General features: G+C 70.3%; 22 protein-coding genes and 1 tRNA gene. 8 read left to right on the top strand and 15 right to left on the bottom strand.

What is annotated here, in order from left to right:
• Positions 1 to 2: 2 nt before the first annotated feature.
• The 6 genes from N1031_RS04210 to N1031_RS04235 form a co-directional block, all read right to left on the bottom strand.
• Positions 3 to 992 carry an alpha/beta hydrolase gene (locus N1031_RS04210; protein WP_259478335.1) on the bottom strand — a complete coding sequence of 330 codons (990 nt, stop codon included), beginning with the start codon at positions 990 to 992 and terminating at the stop codon, positions 3 to 5.
• 57 nt (positions 993 to 1,049) lie between these two features.
• A complete protein-coding gene (locus N1031_RS04215) occupies positions 1,050 to 1,454 on the bottom strand; it encodes a DoxX family protein (RefSeq protein ID WP_259478336.1) in 405 nt (134 codons plus the stop codon).
• Positions 1,451 to 1,888 (bottom strand): hypothetical protein, encoded by a 438-nt coding sequence (locus tag N1031_RS04220; protein ID WP_259478337.1) that lies wholly within the window; start codon positions 1,886 to 1,888, stop codon positions 1,451 to 1,453. The genes N1031_RS04215 and N1031_RS04220 overlap by 4 nt, the downstream gene beginning before the upstream one ends.
• A complete protein-coding gene (locus N1031_RS04225; protein WP_259478338.1) occupies positions 1,885 to 2,328 on the bottom strand; it encodes a hypothetical protein in 444 nt (147 codons plus the stop codon). The genes N1031_RS04220 and N1031_RS04225 overlap by 4 nt, the downstream gene beginning before the upstream one ends.
• Positions 2,329 to 2,379: 51 nt before the next feature.
• A tRNA-Gly gene (locus N1031_RS04230) sits at positions 2,380 to 2,453 on the bottom strand.
• 12 nt (positions 2,454 to 2,465) lie between these two features.
• Positions 2,466 to 3,461, bottom strand: a complete 996-nt coding sequence (locus N1031_RS04235; RefSeq protein ID WP_259478339.1) for an LLM class flavin-dependent oxidoreductase — start codon at positions 3,459 to 3,461, stop codon at positions 2,466 to 2,468.
• 34 nt (positions 3,462 to 3,495) lie between these two features.
• Here N1031_RS04235 and dcd point away from each other — a divergent pair, with 34 nt between their 5' ends.
• Positions 3,496 to 4,101, top strand: coding sequence for a dCTP deaminase (dcd, locus tag N1031_RS04240; protein ID WP_259478340.1), 606 nt, complete (start codon positions 3,496 to 3,498; stop codon positions 4,099 to 4,101).
• Between the two features lie 20 nt (positions 4,102 to 4,121).
• Here dcd and N1031_RS04245 read toward each other — a convergent pair whose 3' ends face one another.
• The 8 genes from N1031_RS04245 to idi all read right to left on the bottom strand — a co-directional run bounded on the left by N1031_RS04245 (position 4,122) and on the right by idi (position 11,648).
• A complete protein-coding gene (locus N1031_RS04245) occupies positions 4,122 to 5,558 on the bottom strand; it encodes an alanine--tRNA ligase-related protein (protein ID WP_259478341.1) in 1,437 nt (478 codons plus the stop codon).
• A gap of 42 nt (positions 5,559 to 5,600) precedes the next feature.
• The gene (locus N1031_RS04250; RefSeq protein WP_259478342.1) at positions 5,601 to 6,476 is read right to left on the bottom strand and encodes an NAD-dependent epimerase/dehydratase family protein; all 876 of its coding nucleotides are present in this window, start codon (positions 6,474 to 6,476) and stop codon (positions 5,601 to 5,603) included.
• Complete coding sequence (locus tag N1031_RS04255) at positions 6,473 to 7,588, bottom strand: mandelate racemase/muconate lactonizing enzyme family protein (RefSeq protein WP_259478343.1); 1,116 nt, start codon at positions 7,586 to 7,588, stop codon at positions 6,473 to 6,475. The genes N1031_RS04250 and N1031_RS04255 overlap by 4 nt, the downstream gene beginning before the upstream one ends.
• A 5-nt stretch (positions 7,589 to 7,593) precedes the next feature.
• On the bottom strand, positions 7,594 to 8,745 hold the full coding sequence (locus N1031_RS04260) for a hypothetical protein (protein ID WP_259478344.1): 1,152 nt from the start codon (positions 8,743 to 8,745) through the stop codon (positions 7,594 to 7,596).
• Positions 8,746 to 8,847: 102 nt separating this feature from the next.
• Positions 8,848 to 9,639 carry an ABC transporter permease gene (locus N1031_RS04265; protein ID WP_259478345.1) on the bottom strand — a complete coding sequence of 264 codons (792 nt, stop codon included), beginning with the start codon at positions 9,637 to 9,639 and terminating at the stop codon, positions 8,848 to 8,850.
• Positions 9,636 to 10,373 (bottom strand): ABC transporter ATP-binding protein, encoded by a 738-nt coding sequence (locus N1031_RS04270; RefSeq protein WP_259478346.1) that lies wholly within the window; start codon positions 10,371 to 10,373, stop codon positions 9,636 to 9,638. The genes N1031_RS04265 and N1031_RS04270 overlap by 4 nt, the downstream gene beginning before the upstream one ends.
• An 89-nt stretch (positions 10,374 to 10,462) precedes the next feature.
• Positions 10,463 to 11,098, bottom strand: coding sequence for a helix-turn-helix domain-containing protein (locus N1031_RS04275; RefSeq protein ID WP_259478347.1), 636 nt, complete (start codon positions 11,096 to 11,098; stop codon positions 10,463 to 10,465).
• Between the two features lie 22 nt (positions 11,099 to 11,120).
• Positions 11,121 to 11,648, bottom strand: coding sequence for an isopentenyl-diphosphate Delta-isomerase (gene idi, locus N1031_RS04280; protein ID WP_259478348.1), 528 nt, complete (start codon positions 11,646 to 11,648; stop codon positions 11,121 to 11,123).
• Between the two features lie 45 nt (positions 11,649 to 11,693).
• On the opposite strand from idi, the gene N1031_RS04285 reads away from it, so the two are divergent.
• From N1031_RS04285 to N1031_RS04315, 7 genes are read left to right on the top strand one after another with little or no spacing between them, the layout of a single operon-like run.
• Positions 11,694 to 12,764, top strand: coding sequence for a polyprenyl synthetase family protein (locus N1031_RS04285; RefSeq protein ID WP_259478349.1), 1,071 nt, complete (start codon positions 11,694 to 11,696; stop codon positions 12,762 to 12,764).
• Complete coding sequence (locus tag N1031_RS04290; RefSeq protein ID WP_259478350.1) at positions 12,761 to 13,672, top strand: phytoene/squalene synthase family protein; 912 nt, start codon at positions 12,761 to 12,763, stop codon at positions 13,670 to 13,672. Before N1031_RS04285 ends, N1031_RS04290 begins: the two co-directional genes overlap by 4 nt.
• 13 nt (positions 13,673 to 13,685) lie before the next feature.
• Entirely contained in the window at positions 13,686 to 15,479 is a 1,794-nt protein-coding gene (crtI, locus tag N1031_RS04295; RefSeq protein ID WP_259478351.1) for a phytoene desaturase family protein, read from the top strand.
• Between the two features lie 8 nt (positions 15,480 to 15,487).
• Positions 15,488 to 15,808: a lycopene cyclase domain-containing protein gene (locus tag N1031_RS04300; protein ID WP_259478352.1), complete on the top strand. Its 321-nt coding sequence runs from the start codon at positions 15,488 to 15,490 to the stop codon at positions 15,806 to 15,808.
• Entirely contained in the window at positions 15,805 to 16,125 is a 321-nt protein-coding gene (locus tag N1031_RS04305) for a lycopene cyclase domain-containing protein (protein WP_259478353.1), read from the top strand. The genes N1031_RS04300 and N1031_RS04305 overlap by 4 nt, the downstream gene beginning before the upstream one ends.
• A complete protein-coding gene (locus N1031_RS04310; protein WP_259478354.1) occupies positions 16,122 to 16,988 on the top strand; it encodes a prenyltransferase in 867 nt (288 codons plus the stop codon). The genes N1031_RS04305 and N1031_RS04310 overlap by 4 nt, the downstream gene beginning before the upstream one ends.
• A gap of 9 nt (positions 16,989 to 16,997) precedes the next feature.
• Entirely contained in the window at positions 16,998 to 18,341 is a 1,344-nt protein-coding gene (locus N1031_RS04315) for an SGNH/GDSL hydrolase family protein (RefSeq protein ID WP_259478355.1), read from the top strand.
• Here N1031_RS04315 and N1031_RS04320 read toward each other — a convergent pair.
• Positions 18,311 to 19,675, bottom strand: coding sequence for a DUF2252 domain-containing protein (locus N1031_RS04320; RefSeq protein ID WP_259478356.1), 1,365 nt, complete (start codon positions 19,673 to 19,675; stop codon positions 18,311 to 18,313). The genes N1031_RS04315 and N1031_RS04320 overlap by 31 nt on opposite strands.
• Between the last annotated feature and the right edge of the window lie 2 nt (positions 19,676 to 19,677).

Here is a 19,677-nt window from a genome sequence, read left to right on the forward strand (position 1 = left end):
GGTCAATCTACCGTGGCGGGCTCCGCGGTCGTGGCGGCCTCGCCGCACACCTCCCTCACGAACAGCTGCAGTCGGCGGTACACCTCCTGCGACTCGGGGTGGCGGTAATCCTGCTGCCAGGTGTGCTGGGTGTTTCGGCTCGCTCGGTCGTAGAGCAGCGCATCCACGTGCACACCGTGTGCACGGAGCCGGGCGATGAAGTTGAGGTTGGCCCGGTAGAAGTAGTCGCGCTCGGAGGTGGTGACGAGCACCGGGGGGTAGCCGCGGTCGACCCATTCGATGGGCGAGAGGTAGGCGACCGCGCGGCGCAGGGCGGCCCGGCCGGCGCGACGCGGCTCGCGCCCGGCGTGGCTGGAGGGCAGCAGCATGCGGGCGAAGTCGAGGCTCATGATGAAGCCCTTCTCGAACAGCACCGAGAAATCGACCACGCTGCAGTGCTGCACCAGGCCGCGGAGCGCATCCGGAGTCACGGCGGGAGTCAGCTCGTAGTGAGCGGCCAGCTCGGGATGGTGCACGGCTGCCGAGAGCAGCGCCGAGAGCTGACCCCCCGCCGAATCACCGCCGAGCACGAGACGATCGGCATCACCACCGAACTCGGCGATGTGTGCTCGTACCCAGGCGAGCGCGTCGTTGGCGTCGTGCAGCATGTGCCCCATGGTGAACCGGGTGGCGCGGCGGTAGTTGACGTTCACCACCACCATGCCGGCGCGCGCCTGGGTGGCGCAGTACTTGGTGAGCGGAGCCTTGTCACCCGAAGTCCAGCCGCCGCCGTGGAAGTACACGTACACGGGCAGCGGATGCGCGGGACGCTCGTGGGGAACGATCACGTCGAGCCGGTGGCCGCGCAGGCCGTCGCCCACGAAGTCGAGGTCGAGGTGGTAGTCGACGTCGGTGACGGGGTCGAGGTTGAAACGCACCTGCTCGCGCCGGCTCACGGAGCTCATGAGGAGTCGCCACGCCCAGACGGGAACACGGGGGAGCGGGGCGGGCATGTCGACGACCCTAGGCAGCCCGCTTGGCAGCGGGCTGGCCGTGACCCGGGAGATGCCTCAGGACTTGGTGCGAGTCGACCAGAGCGCCCAGCCGATGAGCACCGGCTGGAAGAACAGGCGGGCGAAGCGCTTGCGGTCGTCGTCGAGCCCGAACGCGTCGCGCTCGTTCACCCACTGCGACACGTTGCCCGGGAAGATCGCGGTGAAGAACAGCGCCGCCACGGTGCCGACGGCCTTCTTCTGCTTGGGCAGGGCGATGAGCGCCGTGCCGAGAGCGATCTCGGCCACCCCGGAGGCGAGCACCACCTGATCGCGGTCGAGCGGCACCCAGTCGGGCACCTGCGCCTGGAAGTCCTGCCGTGCGAACGTGAGATGCGACACCCCCGCGAACACCAGGCCCGCCCCGAGCGCCACCCGCCCGATCGCGCGCCCCACCGACTGAGTCCGTGTGCGAGAAGTCATGCCCCCACCAGCCCCAGCGCCTCAGGACGCGTCACCATAGGAGGCTCCGAGGTCTGACGATCGAGACTGTTCGGAAGCCGTACGCCATTCGGCTGGAGCAGCAGGTAGTCGAGGAACATCGCGACCGTGGTCGCGGGGTTAGGAGCATCGGATGTCATGTCGGTCGCCGACTCGGGGTCGACCGCGCCGGAAGCTCGGAGTACCGCGAGGTACCTCACGCCGCCCGCCGACTTCACGAACACGTTGGCGTAGCCGCCGACCATCTCGATGCGACGCAGCAGCACGGCGAGTCGCTCATCGTCCATCGCGACGATGACGGGTGCTCGGCCCTCGTCGTCGACGACGGCCAATTCCCGGTCGGCGAGCTCGCCGAGTGCGATCGCGGCGAACATCTCCTGGCGGAAGTCATCCAACTTCTCGGTAGAGGCGGTCATGAACTCTCACTTTCACTGTTGTCGCGGAGTCTACGCGCACTGTCGGACATGGTGACGGTGGCGAGACGGTACGCCGCTGAGACATCGTCGACCGTATCGAGCCGCATCAGATGCTGCCGCAACTCACGGTGACGGCTGTCGTCGGGATGGAGGTGGCAGTGGCCGTCACAGCAGTCGACGAGGGCCACGTTCCGCCACGACCCGCCCCAACCCGCGGTCTGGAGTATGAGCACGAAATCGACGAGCGCCCCGTCGTGCCGCCAGATCGTCGTGACGATACGGATGGTGTTGAAGTCGTCTACCGGGGTGTCCCACGACTTGGCGCGCGTATCCGAGCGGGGAGGCCGATTGTAAGAGCCGTTCTCGCGCTCGAGCGCCTCGACGGCAGCCGCACGAGCCCGAACCTCGGCTCGGCGTTGCTGCTGAGTGCGCCTGACCATGCCAGCGATCCTAGCGACCGTGTCGTCGCCATGACGAGGAAGATTCAGAAGTGGAGCGGATGACGGGAATCGAACCCGCGCTATCAGCTTGGGAAGCTGAAGTTCTGCCATTGAACTACATCCGCAGTGCAACCATCCTAGGCGGTCAGAGCGCCGGCTAGCGAGTCGAGCACTCTGAGGCGGTCGGAGCCGACCGGGGTGAGCACGACCGTGGTGGTGCCCGCGGCGTGCCGGGCGGCGATCGCGGAGCGGGCGTCGGCGGGGGTTCCGGCGATGGCCAGCGACGCCACCCACTCGTCGGGGAGGAGGGTCGCGAAATGCTCGGGATCCGATGCGGTCTCGCGGAGCGCCGTGAACTCGGCGGCGAAAGGGAGGGGTGCGATGTGGGGTGCCCAGTCGGGTTCTCCGAGCCAGGCGAGGGCAGGCCGGGCGGCGGCCAGCGCGGCCTCGCGGTCGGAGGACACGGAGGCGACGTCGTAGGCCACCACCCGCGGCGCGGCCGTGCCTGCGGGCGCGAGAGCCCCCGAGCCCGCAGTCACGCTCCGGAGTGCCTCGGCGACATACGACGGATGCGCGGGCTCGGCCAGCACCACGCCGTCGGCCACCTCGCCCGCCAGCGCCAGCGAGCGTGGGCCGCGCACGCCCAGCAGCAGCGGCGGGGGAGCGCTGGGCAGCTCGTCGAGCACGATCCCGCCCACGTCGACGTACCGGCCGCCGGCCGGGCCCGGCCGACCTGAGAGCAGCTCGGTGAGCGCCCGCGTGTACTCGCGGAGGAGGGTGAGCGGGCTCGACGGCCACGCGCCGGCCTGACGCATCCATCCGGGCATCCCGTGCCCGATCCCCACCACGACCCGGCCCGGGTGCAACTGCTCCAGCGTCGCGAGCTCCATCGCGGCGAACGCCGCGTTGCGGGCGCCGGCGGGCAGGATGCCGATGCCGACGGTGATGTGCGAGGTGAGCGCGAGCACCGTCGCCGCCTGGGCGATGCCTCCGCGGAAGCCGAGATCCTCCACCACCCAGAGCTCGTCGAACCCGAGCTCCTCGGCGCGACGGGCGAATGCGGCGACCGACCCCACCGGCAGGTCGCGGGGGAGCATCACACCGACGAGACCCCGATCCTCCCGAGTGACCATGTCATCCCTCCTCTTCGATCGTTACACTGACCACGTGCTGCTCTCCGACCGCGACATCCGTACCCAGATCCGCGAACACCGCGTGAGCCTCGAACCCTACGAGCCGGCGATGCTGCAGCCCTCGTCGATCGACGTGCGTCTCGACCGCTACTTCCGCCTCTTCGACAACCACAAGTATCCCTTCATCGACCCCGCCGAAGACCAGCCCGAGTTGACCCGGCTGATCGAGACGAAGCCCGACGAGCCGTTCATCCTGCACCCCGGTGAGTTCGTGTTGGGTTCCACCTTCGAGCGAGTGGGCCTGCCCGACGACATCGCGGCCCGACTGGAGGGCAAGAGTTCGCTGGGGCGCCTGGGGCTGCTCACCCACTCCACCGCCGGTTTCATCGACCCCGGTTTCAGCGGCCACGTCACGCTCGAGCTGAGCAACGTGGCGACCCTGCCGATCAAGCTGTGGCCGGGCATGAAGATCGGGCAGTTGTGCTTCTTCCAGCTCTCCAGCCCCACCGAGCGCCCGTACGGGTCGAGCCAGTACAGCTCGCGCTACCAGGGGCAGCGCGGCCCGACCGCGTCGCGCTCGCACCTCAACTTCCACCGCACCGACGTGTCGACCGTCGACGAGGGCTCGATCGGCGGCTGAGCCGCGGGCCGGGGCGAGCCCTAGCTGCTCGCCGCCGCCCCGCCCGGCAGCCCCGCGGCCCCGAGCCGCGTCGCCCCGCGCGAGCGGGCCCGCTGCTCCTCGAGGGCTTCGGCGAACTCCGCCTCCCAGTCGGCCGCGACCTCGATCCCGAGCCGCCGAGCCTCCTCGACGGACAGTTCGCGCGGGAACCCGTGCGTGTCGGAGAGCCGGAACACGTCGGCCCCGGTGAGCACCCGGCCCTCGTATTCCCCGAGGGCTATGAGTCCCCCTTCGAGCGTGCGCCGGAACGAGTTCTCCTCCTTCACGAGCACCGCCACCACCTCGTCGCGCGAGGCGGCGACTTCGGGGTAGTCGTCGGCGTAGAGGTCGGCGATCACGGGCACCACCTCGGCGAAGAAGTTCTCGGCGAGGCCCAGCGAGAGCGCCAGCCGGATGGCGCGCCGCAGCAGGCGCCGCATCACGTAGCCCTGCTCCTTGTTGGAGGGCCGCACCCCGTCGACGGCGAGGAAGGTGGCGCCACGCAGGTGGTCGGCGATGATGCGCATCGACGCCGTCTCGTCGTCGTACGACTTGCCGGTGAGCGATTCGAGCTTCTCGATGATGGGCCACAGCAGTGAGATGCGGAACACGTCGTCCGACCCGAGCGACGCGGCCGCGATGCGCTCGAGCCCACCGCCGAAGTCGACGTTACGCCGCGCCAGCTCCTCGAAGCTCCCGTCGTCGAGTCGTCGGTACTGCATGAACACCTGGTTGCCGATCTCCATGAACTGCCCGCCGTCGCTGGCCGGGTGCGCGAGCCCGTACGACGCATCCTGGTGCGACGGCCCGAAGTCGTAGAACACCTCGCTGTCGGGGCCGCACGGGTCGCCGATGGGTGTCGCCTCGAGCGATCCACCGCGCGACCACCAGTTCTCGCCGCCGTCGTAGAAGAAGATGCGCTCGCCCGGATGCACGCCCCGCGCATCCCCGTCGGCCTGCGACCCGATGGCGGCGATGCCGTTCGACACCCCGCGCTCGGCGAACACCCGTGCCCAGATCGACGCGGCCTCGTCGTCGCGCGGGATGCCGTTGGCCTCGTCGCCGATGAAGCAGGTCACGTAGACGTGCTCGGGGTCGAGCCCCACGACGTCGAACAGGAACGCCGAGAACTGCCTGATCTGCTCCTCTTTGAAGTAGTCGCCGAGCGACCAGTTGCCGAGCATCTCGAAGAAGGTGGTGTGCCGGTTGTCGCCCACGTCGTCGATGTCCTGCGCCCGCACGCAGGGCTGCGAGTCGACGAGGCGCTGACCGGCGGGATGCGTCTCGCCGAGCAGGTAGGGCAGCAGGGACTGCATGCCGCTGCCGTTGAAGAGGGTGGAGGTGTCGCCGCGCGGCACGAGGGGCGCGCGTGGGATGAGGGTGTGGCCGTTCTCCTCGAGAAAGGCCAGGTACCGGTTGCGGATCTCGTGGGCGTCCATGCCCTCAGCATCCCACACGGACGAAGTGGGCCGCGGCTGCCGTCAGAGCGCGCGGCCCGTCTCGTCGAGGTGGTCGCGCCACGAGCGGCGGGGCACCCAGCCGAACAGCGCCGTCGCCTTCGCCGAGCTGATGCCCGAGGCATCCGTTCTCGGTAGCGGCCGCACGGGCACCGAGGGGTGCAGACGGGCCATCTCGGCGGCGAGGTCGCGCCCGCCGATGTTGTCGGCGGCGGCCGCGTAGACGACCTCGTGCCCGGGCGTCGGCGTCTCGACGGCGGCGACGATGAGGTCGGCCAGGTCGTCGACGTCGACATACGCCCAGAACACCGCGCTCGAGAGGTCGGGGTCGTCGAAGAACGGCCGCAGGTTCGCCTCGTAGCTGGCGGGTGTGAGCACCCAGGTGGGCCTGATCGACACGGCCGTCGCATCCGTTCGCCCGACCAGCCCGTCGCAGAGCACCTCGGAGACCCGCTTCGAGAGCCCGTAGGCGTCGTGGGCGAGGTCGGGATGCGTCTCTTCGATCGGGCAGAACTGCCCGGTGAACGGTCGGTGCGCCCAGGTCATGCCCGACACCGAGTCGCTGGAGAGGTTGACGAACCGGCGCACCCCCGACGTCGCCGCGGCCTCGACCACGTTGAACGCGGCGGTGACGTTGGTGAGGAAGACCGTGTGCGGCGTGTTCTTGGTGGGCTCCGGGATGCCCGCGGCGTGCACGACGGCCTCCATCCCCCGCACCACCGAGAAGGCGTCGGCGCCGAGGGTGAGGTCGGCCTGCACGTAGCGCACCGCGTTCGACTCGTCGGCGTCGTAGACCGGGCGCACGATGTCGGTGGCCGTCACCTCGTGGCCGGCGGCGACCAGGGCTGACACCGCAGCCCGGCCGACCTTGCCCCGCGCACCCGTCACGAGAACCCTCATGCCAGCCACCCCTGTCGGCCCTCGTCGATCACGCTCTCGTCGAGCTCGATACCGAGTCCCGGCCCGGTCGGCACGGCGAGGCGCCCGTCGACGATGGAACCGATGCCGAAGCCCGCCGAGGGGGCGAGCCGCTCGAGCACGGGGGAGAGGTGGAAGGGGTACTCGAGCACGTCGACCCCCGGCACCGATGCAGCGACGTGCGCGTTGGCGGCGAGCGAGATCGGGCCGCCGTGCAGGTGCATCACCACCCGGGCGCCCCGCCCGAGCGCGGCGCGGGCCAGTCGGTGTGCCTCGTCGGGGCCGCCGCAGATGGAGGCGTCGGGCTGCACCACCGAGAGGCCGGTGAGCTCCAGGGCATCGAGCGCGTACTCGGCGCCGAAGAAGTGCTCGCCGTAGGCGATCGGCACGGGCGACGCCTCCACCACCCGCTTGATGGCCGAGAGCCGCCCCGCCGGCACCGGCTCCTCGAACCAGCCGATGCCGAGCGCGCCCAGCCGGGCCGCGATCTCGATCGACTCGGCGACGGTGAAGAACTCGCTGCCGTCGACGGTGATCTCGACGGTCTCCGGCAGCAGGGCGCGCAGCTCGCCCAGCACGCGCAGGGCGTTCCTCCAGTCGAGCCCGATGCGCATCTTCACGATCGAGACGCCGCGGTCGAGCAGAGGCGCGAGCAGCTCGAGGTGGGCGCCGGCCTCCCGCGTCTCGAGGAAGTGGCTGTTGCCGGCGTACACGCGCACGCTGTCCGCGACCCGCCCGAGCATCCCCGAGAGCGAGACGCCCCGCGCCTTGCCCTCGAGGTCGCGGAGCGCGATGGCCACCGCGCTCCGCGACTGGCCGGCGCTGAACTGGTCGCCCAGGGTGCGGCGGGTGGCCGCGTGCGCCCGTTCCAGCACCACGCCCGCCTTCTCGAGCTCCACGCCGACCAGGGCGGGCGCCCAGAGCTGCTCGACGATGGTCGCGAGCACGGCGGGGTGCGAGATGCCGAAGCAGTCGCAGCTCTCGCCCCAGCCCACGAGGCCGTCGTCGGTCTCGACCTTGACCACGAAGTAGGTCATGGCCGAGTAGTCGGTGGTGAGCCGGAGGGGGATCGGGGTGACGGAACGGATGCGCACGGGTCTTACTTGCCTTCCGCGTAGCTGATCGAGGGGTCGAGGAACTCGTTGGTGTAGATGTCGTCTGCCGTGAGGCCGTCGGCCACCTCCACGTCGGTGCCGGAGTAGATGTCGGTGAGCACACCGGTCATCCGCTCCATCCGCTCCGGGTCGAAGGAGCCGAACACGCCGTCGGCGCCGTTGGTGACGATGGCTTCATCCTGCATCACATCGTGCACGTACTGCGCGAGCTCCGGGGTGATCTGGAAGAACTGGTCGATCTCGACGAGGTAGTCGCTGAGCGCCTGGTTCACCGCGTCGGGCGACTCCATGTAGTCGATCTGCGCCTGTTGCATGGCCGGCACGAGCTGCGCGAGGCAGTCGCTCTGCGCCTCCACCACGTCGGGCTTGCCCGACCACGCCGCGGGGTAGATGTCGTAGCCCGAGTCGGCGATGAGGAAGGAGTCGACGTCGCGGCCGTAGTCGGGGAAGTCGTTCTTCAGGCGGTACGGCTCCTGCGTGATGTAGCCCTGCATCACGACGGGCTCGCCGGCCACCAGGCGGGTGACGGAGCCGTCGAACGAGCCGTCGACCTGGTCGGCCCGCACGTCGCCCTGGGCGATGAGGTAGTCCATGTAGGTCGCGCCCTGGAAGTAGAGCACGGTGGAGTCGCTCGCGGCGATGTCGGACAGCTGCGAGAAGGAGTACATCTCCGGGTCCCAGAACAGGATCTGCGGGTTCTTCTGCAGCGGCGTGTAGACGGCCTTGGTGGGCTGGTCCTTCGAGAGCTTCACCGACTCGTCGGTGTCGATCATCGCGAGCATGATCGAGTCGTCGGAGTAGAGCAGTGCGGTGGACTGCTGGAAACCGATGAACGGCCCGCCCGCCCGCACCTCGACGGTGATGCTCGGGTCGGCGATCGCGGGGCCGGAGTATATTCCCGCGTCGGCATCGATCGTGGCGGTGGCCGGGTCGATGAGGGCGTAGGCGGCGGAGTGCTCGGGCTCGGGGAACCAGTTGGTCTGCAGCACGACGGTGGAGGGGCAGGCGCTGAGGGCGCCGTCGCCGCCGGCGGCCTCAGCGTCTTCGGCGGCGGGGGCGGAGCTGGAGCAGGCGGCGAGCAGCAGCGCCGAGCTCAGGGCGACGGCGGTGCCGGTCGCGACACGGATGCGGGACATGGGTTCTCCTCGGGGTGCGGGATGCGGATGGTGCGGGATGCGGGGTGGTGCGGGATGCGGGGTGGTGCGGGATGCGGGGTGGTGCGGATGCGGGTGGTGCGGTCAGCGTGCGTTCGGCCGGTACCACGGGCCGACGACGAGACGGGAGAGGAGCCCGAACAGCCAGAAGGCCGCGAGCCCGAGCAGGGAGGCCAGGATGATGGCGCCGTAGAGCATCTCGCCGTTCAGCTGGTTGCGGTACGTGTCGATGACGAGCCCGATCCCGGAGTCGCCCTTGCGGAAGAAGAAGTCGGCCACGATCGAGCCCACCACCGCCATGCCGGCCGAGATGCGGAGCCCGGTGAAGAGCGCGGGCAGCGCCGCGGGGAACTGCAGCTTGGTGAGCACGGTCCACCGGCTCGCGCGCTTGAGGGTGAACAGGTCGCGCATCTGCGGGCTGGTGGACTGCAGCCCGAACAGCGTGTTCGTGATGATGGGGAACAGGCTGATGAGCACCACCACGAGGATGCGGCTCTCGAAGCCGTAGCCGATCGCGAAGGCGATCAGCGGCACGATCGCGAGGATGGGCACGCTCTGCAGTGCCACCGCGTAGGGGAAGAGCGTGACCTCGACCCACTTGGCCTGACTCATCAGCACCGCGGTGACGATCCCGATCACGGCGGCGATGGCGAGACCCACCATCGCGATGACGGTCGAGGTCCAGAGCGGCCCGAGCAGGGCGCCGAGGTTCTTCGGGGTGAGGAACGCGTCGACGAGCACCTCGTGGGGCATCGGCAGGATGAAGCGGCGGCTGGGGGAGAGCAGGAAGGCGCTCGTGACGTACCAGAGCGCCACGAAGAGCGCACCGAAGGCGATCGGGAGCACGATCTGCAGGGTGCGCGAGCGCGTGCTCATGCCATCGCTCCCTTGAGGCAGTCGGAGATGGCGTTCGCGAGTTCGGCGAACTCGGGCGAGTAGCGCGTGTGCTCGTCGCGGGCGTCGCCGAACGGCACCTCGAACTCGCCGATGACCCGGCCGGGCCGGGCTCCCATCACCACCACCCGGGTGGCCATGTAGACGGCCTCGGGGATGGAGTGGGTCACGAACAGGCCGGTGAACCGCTCCCGCACCCAGAGCGCACGCACGTCGTCGTTGAGCCGCTCGCGGGTGAACTCGTCGAGCGCGCCGAACGGCTCGTCGAAGAGGAAGAGCTCGGGCTGGTTGACCAGCGACCTGGCTAGCGACACCCGCATCCGCATCCCGCCCGACAGCTGGTGGGGGCGGTGCTTCTCGAAGCCCGCGAGTCCGACGCGGCCGAGCGCGTCATCGACCCGCGAGGCGGTCTCGGCGCGGTCGAGGTGGTCGAGCTCGGCGAAGAGGGCGACGTTCTGGCGCACCGTGCGCCACGGCAGCAACGTGGCGTCTTGGAAGACGTAGCCGATCTGGCGGGTGGCGACGCGCGTCGAGCCCGAGGTGGCCGTCTCGAGACCCGACGCGAGACGCAGCAGGGTCGACTTGCCGCAACCGGAGGGGCCGAGCAGGGCGACGAACTCGCCCCGGGCGACCGTGAGATCGACGCCGTCGAGGGCGACGGTACCGCCGGGGAAGGCCATCGACACGCTGTCGAACACGACCTGGGACTCGGGCATCCGAACTCCTCAAATATTGACTAGTTCAATATTGTGAGGGTCAAATATTACCGACGCGTGTCGGCCGTGTATCAGATCTATTACTCAGATCAATTTTCGTGGGCAGGATATTGATGCGGAGTGCCCGCCTGCGTCATCAGCAGCCGTGCCGGCCACAGCCCCCGCACGCGCCAGCGATGCCGCACGCCGCCGGCGAAGTACAGGGTGTCGGAGGCCTGCAGCACGTGAATGCCCTGATCGGCGAGGTCGACCTCGAGCACCCCCGAGATCACGTAGATGAACTCCGGATGCGGGTGCTGGTAATACTCCTCGAACTCCGTCAGTCGGGTGACGAACTCGAGCGGGTACATCGCCCGATCGCCCGCGACGAGCGCTTTGGCCTGGCCGGTGTCCTGCACGGCCATGGATCCCTCGTCGGCGCGCACGAGGCTCACCAGCTCGGTGTCGATCTCGGCCTGGGCTCGGGAGTCGGGCTCGGGCGACTCGCTCGAGGCGGCGAGCAGCACCGGGGTGGAGGTGCCGAGCGCCTGGGCGATGCGGTGCAACGAGGCCATGCTCGGGCGGGCCTTGCCGCGTTCGATCTGGCTGAGGAAGGGTTGCGAGAGCTCCGTCATAGCGGCCAGGCGGACGAGGGTGAGCCCGTGCAGCTTGCGGAGCGCGGAGATGCGCCGGCCGAGATCGGAGGCGAGCTCCGAGTCGGCGGCGCCGGCGTCGATTTCGGCCATGCCGACAGGCTAGCGCGCGGTCTCAGGCACCCGCGTGCAGCTGGGGGAGTTGGAGCGCCAGCCACGGGCTGAACGCCCACGGCGTGAGCGACACCGCGAGGGTGAGTTCCGCGGTGTCGGCCCAGCGCCACTCCGCCACCTCGCTCGGGTCGGGGTCGATCCCTCCCGCCGCCCGGGCGGTGTACACCGGGCAGATCTCGTTCTCGACGATCCCGGAGGCGTCGATCGCGAGGTAGCGGAAGTCGGGCAGCGCCAGCTGCAACCCGGTCACCTCGAGTCCGAGCTCCTTCGCGGCCCGCCGGCGCACCGCATCCTCGAGCGCTTCGCCGGGAGCGGGGTGGCCGCAGAACGAGTTGGTCCAGACGCCGGGCCAGGTGGCCTTGGTGAGCGCGCGCCTGGTGACGAGCACTCGGCCGCCGTCGTCGAACACGTGGCACGAGAACGCCAGGTGCAGCGGTGTGTCGTCGGTGTGCACCGTGCTCTTGTCGGCCGTGCCGATCGGCTCTCCGGCGTCGGAGAGGAGGATCACCTGCTCGATCGTGTGGGCCATTTCACTATTGTCCTTTATTACCAGGTAGCCGTGTAACGTGATGATGTGGACAATCACGATCTCGTCGCGCTGTCCGAGCGCCGCCAGCACCAGGTGGACGGCGTGCTCACGGCCTTCTTCCGTGAGTCCCACTATCGGGCGAAAGCCCTGGGCACGCCATACGCCACCTTGTGGGAGACGCTCGAGCGCAACGCCACCGGCGGCAAACGGTTCCGCCCGCGCATGGTGATGGCCGCCTACGAAGCGCTGGGCGGTGAAGAGCCCGAGCGGGCGGCTTACGTGGGCGCCGCGTTCGAGCTGCTCCACACGGCGCTGATCGTGCACGACGACGTGATCGACCGCGACTTCATGCGCCGCGGCGGTCTCAACGTGTCGGGCAGCTACCGCGACATCGCGACCACCGCGGGCATCCCGCTGCCCGTCGCCGAGCACCGCGGCATGTCGGTGGCCATCATCGCGGGCGACCTCGCGCTCTTCAACGCCTACCGGTTGATCGACCGGTCGGGAGTGGAAGGGGCACTGCGCACGCGACTGCACGACATCCTCGACGAGGCGATGTTCGTCTCGGCCGCGGGGGAACTGCTCGACGTGGACTTCGCCCTGCGTCAGCGGCCGCCGTCGGTCGACGAGGTGGTGGAGATGGAGCGGCTGAAGACGGCGGGCTACTCGTTCGAAGGGCCCCTTCGCGCCGGAGCCGTGCTCGCACTCGCATCGGCGGAGGCCGAGGAGGCGCTCGCCGGATTCGGCCGCAACATAGGCATCGCCTACCAGATCGTGGACGACCTGCTGGGCGTGTTCGGCGACGAGCGCGACACCGGCAAGACGACGGTCGGCGACCTGCGCGAGGGCAAGAGCACCGTGCTGTTCGCCCACGCCGTCGGCACACCGGAATGGGCCGAGGTGAGCGACTGGTTCGGCTCGCCCGAGCTCTCGGTGGAGCAGGCGCAGCGCATCCGCGAGGTGCTCGAGGCCGCGGGGTCGCGGCGCTTCGCCGAAGCGCTCGCCAGGGACTTCGCCAACCGCGCGTGGGAGTCGCTCACGAGCGAGGCCCTTCCCGACGCGGTGCGCGAGGAATTCCGGCCCGTGGTGGCCTCGGTGCTGGGGCGCGTACGGTGAGCGGTGTGCGCGAGAAGGCGGATGCGGCGGTGCCGGCCGGGGCGAGGGAGCTCTACGACCGGGTGGCGCTCGAGACGGCGTCGATCGTCATCCGCCGCTACTCCACCTCGTTCGGCCTGGCGTCGAGGCTGCTCGCCCCTCCGGTGCGCCGGCACGTCGAGAACATCTATGCGCTCGTGCGGCTGGCCGACGAGGTGGTGGACGGGGTGGCCGCGACCGCCTCGCTCGAACGCGTGCAGATCGCCGAGCGGATCGACGCCCTCGAGCAGGAGACCCGGCGGGCGACCGCGTGCGGCTACAGCACCAACCTGGTGGTGCACGCCTTCGGCTGGACGGCCAGGCAGGTGGGCATCGGCGACGACCTGACCGCGCCGTTCTTCAGGTCGATGCGCGCCGACCTCACCGCCACCACCCACACCAGGGAGTCGTTCGACGACTACGTCTACGGCTCGGCCGAGGTGGTGGGGCTGATGTGCCTCGCGGCGTTCCTCGACGGGGAGGAGGTGCGGCCCGCCGAACGCGAGCGCCTCGCCGAGGGCGCGCGCCACCTGGGCGCCGCGTTCCAGAAGATCAACTTCCTCCGTGACCTCGCCGCCGACTTCGGCGCCCTGGGGCGCAGCTACTTCCCGGGCATCGACGTGGCGGGATTCACCGAAGAGGCCAAGCGCGCGATCGTCGACGACATCGACCACGATCTCGAGATCGCCCGGGCCTGCCTGCCCGGCCTGCCGAGATCGAGCAGGCGCGCGGTGGCTCTCGCGCAGGGACTGTTCGAAGAGCTCGCCCACCGGCTGGGCGCGACGCCGGCGATCGTACTCGCCGGGTCGCGCATCCGGGTTCCGAACCCCGTGAAGGCGAGAATAGCCCTGGGCGCCGCCGTCGGCCGGCTGCCGAAGCGACGAGCCTAGGAGTGAGCACCGCGTGACGGAGACCAAGAGGGCCATCGTGATCGGTGCGGGGATCAGCGGGCTCGCCAGCGCCGCCCTGCTCGCCCGTGCGGGCTGGGCGGTGACGGTGCTGGAGAAGAACGACGCCGTCGGCGGGCGTGCGGGAGCGTGGGAGCGCGACGGGTTCCGCTTCGACACCGGACCCTCGTGGTACCTCATGCCCGAGGTGTTCGACCACTTCTTCAAACTGCTCGGCACGAGTGCCGACGAACAGCTCGAGCTGGTGAAGCTCGACCCCGGCTATCGCGTCTACTTCGAGGGCGAGTTCGCGCCGGTCGACATCGCGGCGAGCCGCGAGGCCAACATCGACCTCTTCGAGGCCCTCGAGCCGGGCTCCGGTGTGCGGATGGCGGGGTACCTCGACTCCGCGCAGGAGACCTACGAACTGGCGAAGGAGTACTTCCTCTACACCACCTTCGCGTCGTACACCCCGCTGCTGGCCGCGCCGGTGCTCAAGCGGCTCCCGCGCCTGGCCAGGCTGCTCACCGAGTCGCTGGCGAGCTTCGCCGGCCGCACCGTCAACGATCCGCGGCTCGCCCAGGTGCTCGGGTATCCCGCCGTGTTCCTCGGCAGCTCGCCGTATGCCGCTCCGAGCATGTATCACCTCATGAGCCACCTCGATCTCGACCAGGGCGTGCTCTACCCGCGCGGGGGGATCGCCGCGGTGATCGAGGCGATCGAGCGGCTCGCGCTCGGCGAAGGGGTGGAGATCGTCACCGGCGCCGAGGCGACGCGCATCGTGATGGCGGTGGACGGCGGCTCGTTCGCCGCGCCCTCGCCCGAAGACCCCTACGACTACGAGACCCACGCCTTCGACACCGGGGTGATCGACCGCGACGAGCTGAGGCGCATCCTCGACGGCGAGGAGCCGCTCGACTCCCGGCCGTCGGCGCAGGCGCGGGACGAGGCGGCCGAGCAGACCGGGCAGACCGGGTCGACAAGGGATTCGAGCGGTGGCAGGCGACCGCACGTCGGAGGCGTGACCTACACCGACCGCGAGGGCCGCGCCCACTCGGTGGCCGGCGACATCGTGGTGTCGACGGCCGACCTCTGGCACACCGAGACCGCGCTCCTGCTGCCCGAGCTGCAGAGCTACCCCGAGAGCTGGTGGGAGAAGAAGACCCCGGGCCCGAGCGCACTGGTGCTGCTGCTGGGCGTCTCGGGCGAGCTCCCGCAACTCGAGCACCACACCCTCTTCTTCGCCAAGGACTGGAAGGCGGGCTTCGAGAAGATCTTCGGTGCGCATCCCGCGGTGCCGGAGCCGGCCTCGCTGTACGTGTGCCGGCCGAGCGCGACCGACGACGGTGTGGCGCCGGCCGGTCACGAGAACCTCTTCGTGCTGGTGCCGATCCCCGCCGACGTGTCGATCGGGCACGGCGGCGTCGACGGCGCGGGCGACCGGGCGGTCGAGGTTCTGGGCGACGCGGTGATCGAGCAGATCGGCCGCTGGGCCGGCGTGCCCGACCTGGCCGAGCGTGTGGTCGTGCGCCGCTCGATCGGGCCCGCCGACTTCGCCGACGACCTCAACTCCTGGCGCGGCACGGCGCTGGGACCGGCACACACCCTCCGGCAGAGCGCGATGTTCCGCGCGAAGAACGTGAGCTCGAAGGTCGACGGACTCTACTACGCCGGAGGATCGACCACGCCGGGCATCGGCCTTCCGATGTGCCTCATCAGTGCCGAGCTCGTGCTCAAGCGGCTGCACGGCGACACCTCCACCACCGCGCTGCCTGAACCTCTCGCCGGCCCACGCGCGGTAGGCGACTGACGAGCGGCATGGGCCTTCTCTACCTCCTCGCACTCCTCGTCTCGCTCGCCGGGATGGTGGTGCTCGACCGGCGGTTCAGCCTCTTCTTCTTCCGCAGTCCGGGGCGGGCGGCAGTGGTCATGCTGGTGGGCCTTGTGTTCTTCCTGGTGTGGGACCTCGCGGGCATCGGCCTCGGCATCTTCTTCCGTGGTGAGACCGTGTTCATGACGGGCATCCTCCTGGCGCCCGAACTGCCCCTCGAAGAACTGTTCTTCCTCGCCCTGCTCTGCTACCTCACGATGAACCTGTTCTGCGCGGCACGCAGACTGATCGCGCGGCGGCCGGCATGAGCTACTGGGGCTTGAACGCCGTCTTCCTCGCGGTGGTCGCCGTGGTGCTGGCGATCGGGGTCGTGTCGGTGGCGCGGCGGCCTCCGGATGCGCGACGCGGGCTGGCGGGCGCGTTCGGCCTCACCCTCGGGGTGCTGCTGGTGCTCACCGCGGTGTTCGACAACGTGATGATCGCGATCGGTCTCGTCGGCTACGACGATGGACTCATCTCGGGGGCGTTCGTGGGGATCGCGCCGCTGGAAGACTTCGCCTACGCCCTCGCCGCCGTCTTCCTGCTGCCCTCCCTGTGGCTCCTCCTGGGCGGTGAGCGCCGGTGATCCGCCAGCTGCTGCTCTCCTCGCGCCCGCTCTCCTGGGTGAACACCGCCTATCCCTTCGCCGCCGGGTACCTCCTCACCACCCGCGAGCTCGACCTGGTGTTCGTGCTGGGCACCCTCTACTTCCTCGTGCCCTACAACCTCGCCATGTACGGCATCAACGACGTGTTCGACTACGAGAGCGATCTGCGCAACCCCCGCAAGGGCGGGGTGGAGGGGGCGGTGCTCGACCGCTCCTTCCACCGGGTGACGCTCATCGTGGTCGCCGTGACCAATATTCCCTTTCTGGCATACCTCGTGGTCGTGGGCTCCCCGCTCAGCTGGCTGGTGCTGGCCGTGAGCGTGTTCGCGGTGGTCGCCTACAGCGCACCGGGGCTCCGGTTCAAGGAGCGGCCCTTCGTCGACTCGCTCACCTCGAGCACCCACTTCGTCAGTCCCGCCGTCTACGGGCTGGTGCTGGCGGGAGCGGTGTTCACGCCGGGGCTCTGGGCGGTGCTCGGGGCGTTCTTCCTCTGGGGGGTGGCGAGCCACGCCTTTGGGGCGGTGCAGGACATCGTGGCCGACCGCGAGGGGGGCATCGGATCGGTGGCCACGGTGATCGGGGGCCGGGCCACCGTGCGATTCGCGTTCGCCGCCTACCTGCTCGCGGGAGTGCTGCTGCTCACCACGCCCTGGCCCGGCCCGCTCGCTGCGGTGCTGGTGCTGCCGTATGCGGCGAGCATCCTGCCTTTCTGGTCGATCGCCGACCGGGATGCGGAGCGGGCGAACGCCGGCTGGCACCGCTTTCTCTGGCTGAACTTCGTGACCGGATTCCTGGTGACACTGCTGCTCATCGCGGTGTGGCTGATCGGCGCCCCTGCCTAGACTCGGTGGATGGAACCGGCGAGCGCGAAGCGGGGATGGCGAGGCCGCCTCGACCGCTCGCGGCTGTTGCCCGTGGTGGCCGGAGGCCTCGCGGTGACGGTGGTGGTGCTGGCGGGGTTCACGGTGGGCGTGATCACGGGCACCTCCCTCGACGCGGGCCGCCCGCCGGCCACGGTGGGGCCGGCTGATCCCGAGCCCGGGGCACGGCTCGAACGGCAGCTCGGAGAGCCCGGCCGCACGGCGGCCTACAGCTTCGGACACACCGTCGACCGCGTGCAGACCGACTCGTCCGGCCGGTTCGAGGCGGGCATGCGCCTGCCGTTCGAGCTCGCCGTCGACGCCACGGCGTTCCGGGTGCACGTGAGCAACGGGGAGTTCGACGCCGAGGAGGACTTCGACTCCCCGGTCTCGCTCACGGGGGTCTGGCTGGGGGAGCACCTCGTGTCGGGGGCGGAGGGAATGACCGGGCGTTTCGCCGGGCCGGCCGTGCAGCTGGCGGGCACCCTCAACCTGCCCGCGGGGGGCGCGGCGTCGGAGTGGGTCGAGGCCGACACGGCGGCGCTCCAGACCGGCGTGCCCTACCTGCTGGCTCTCGGCTTCACGACCCCGGCGGCAACGACCCTCGGCACGGTGCCCGGTCTCTCCTGGCTGTCGACCGGCAGCGGCTCGGCCGCCGCGGCGGGCGACGAGTCCGCGACTCCGCCGCGTTCGCCGGCGCTGAGCTACCTCGACGTGTGGATCGAGTACCGCTTCACCGGTGACGCTCCCGTGCTGTTCGCCGTGGGCCACTCCCTCAACGCACCCGGTAGCAACCGCACCGACGCGCATCCGACCCGCGGCGAGTCGACGGCCTGGCCGCAGCAGTGGGCGCAGGCCAACGCCGGCGTGGCCGTCTCGCTGGCGGCGCCCGGATCGCTGACCTCGCTCTTCGCGCGGGGCACGGAGGTGTGGCGCGAGTACGAGGACGCCACCGGGCTGAGTCCCGACGTCGTCACGATCTGGGCGGCCTCGAACGACATCGCGCGCGGCCGGCCGCTCGCCGACATCCAGCGCGACTGGGGCGCCGTGGTGAACCGCGTGCGCACCCTCTGGCCCGAGGCGCAGGTGGTGGCGATGACCGAGCCGCCGCGCCGGCTCGACGCCGAGCGCGAGAGCGTGCGGGTGGCCTGGAACGCCTGGCTCGCCACCGCACCGTACGGCGTGGACCGCGTCATCGACGCCGACGGACTGCTGCGAGACCCGCTCGATCCGTCACGGCTGCGGGCGGAGGTCGACGCCGACGGCATCCACTTCACCGAGCTCGGCCACTCGCTGCTCGCGTCTCAGCTCGCGGCACCCCGCAGCAGCTCGTAGTCGGCGGCCGAGACGTCGGCATAGGCCAGAGCCCACTCCACCACGGCGCGGTCGAACTCCTTCGACCGCCCGAGGTAGCCCGCCACGACGGGAGCGTCGCGGCTCTGGGCGTGCGAGCGCGCGAGCACCATCCCGCACGCGGCGGAATAGGTGCGGAATGCCTTGGGCGAGAGCGTCGCGGTGTCGATCGAGCCCTTCATGTCGCGGAACTGGCGCACGTAGTAGTCGCGGCCGTCGACCTGCAGGTGGCCGAGGAACGGGTCGGACACCGCCTGCAGGATGCGCTGGCAGGCCACCACCCGGTGCCCCTCCGAGTGGTGGGCGCCGCCGGCTCTGGGGTTCGGAGCGATGCCGCCGTGGCTCTGCAGCACCGAGGCCTGGGCCTCCTTCACCTGCAGCACCAGGGGCTCTCCGGCGGGCCCGGCGAGGATCAGGATGTAGCAGCGGGTGCCCACGCTCCCCACCCCCACCACCCGCATCGCGAGGTCGGTGAGGGTGAAGTGTGACACGAGCACCGCGATGTCGGGAGCGACCGTGGAGCGGTACTGCTCGAACAGCTCCTCGAGCTCCTCCTCGGTGCGGGTGGTCACGTGGGTGAGCACGGGAGGGTTCTCGACCAGCACCGGGGTGCCGTCTTCGGTGGTGGTCATGACCTTCTCGACGAAGGCGCGCGCGGTGCGCCGGCGGGCCTGTCGCGCGGCGCGGTCGAGCACCCGCTGCCCCTGGGCGTCGAGGTGCGGGTGCGGTGCGTCGGTGTCGACACGGGAGTAGTAGCGCTCCAGCGCGTCGAGCCGCATCATCGAACGCAGGCTCATGCGGTAGGCGGTGACGCTCGCCATCGCGGCGCGCCGCACCTGCTCCTCGGAGTGCCCCGCGTCGCGCCCGCCGATCACGGCGCTCGTCACCAGTCGCTTCACGTCCCACTCCCAGGGGCCCGGCGCCGACTCGTCGAAGTCGTTGAGGTCGAACACCAGCGAGCGCTGGGGCGAGGCGAACAACCCGAAGTTCGACAGGTGGGCGTCGCCGCACGACACCACCTCCACCCCCGTGCGTGCACCCGGCGCGAGGTCGGCCGCCATGATTCCCGCCGTGCCGCGGTAGAACGCGAACGGGCTCTGCAGCATGCGCTCGTGGCGGAGCGGCACGAGATGCTGGAGCCTCGTCGCGTCCTGCCCCGCGAGCACGCCGAGCGGGTCGCGGTCGGCCGGCAGCTCGAGGGCGGCGTGGGCGCTGCGCGGCACCGTTCGGCGGATCGCCCGCCCGTGCTCCATCAGCTCGGTGAGCACGGGATGGGGGTCGCGCGCGTTCTGCAGGCGGGCGAGATGGGTCGACATGG

Source organism: Herbiconiux moechotypicola (genome assembly GCF_024979255.1).
Taxonomy (GTDB): domain Bacteria; phylum Actinomycetota; class Actinomycetes; order Actinomycetales; family Microbacteriaceae; genus Herbiconiux; species Herbiconiux moechotypicola.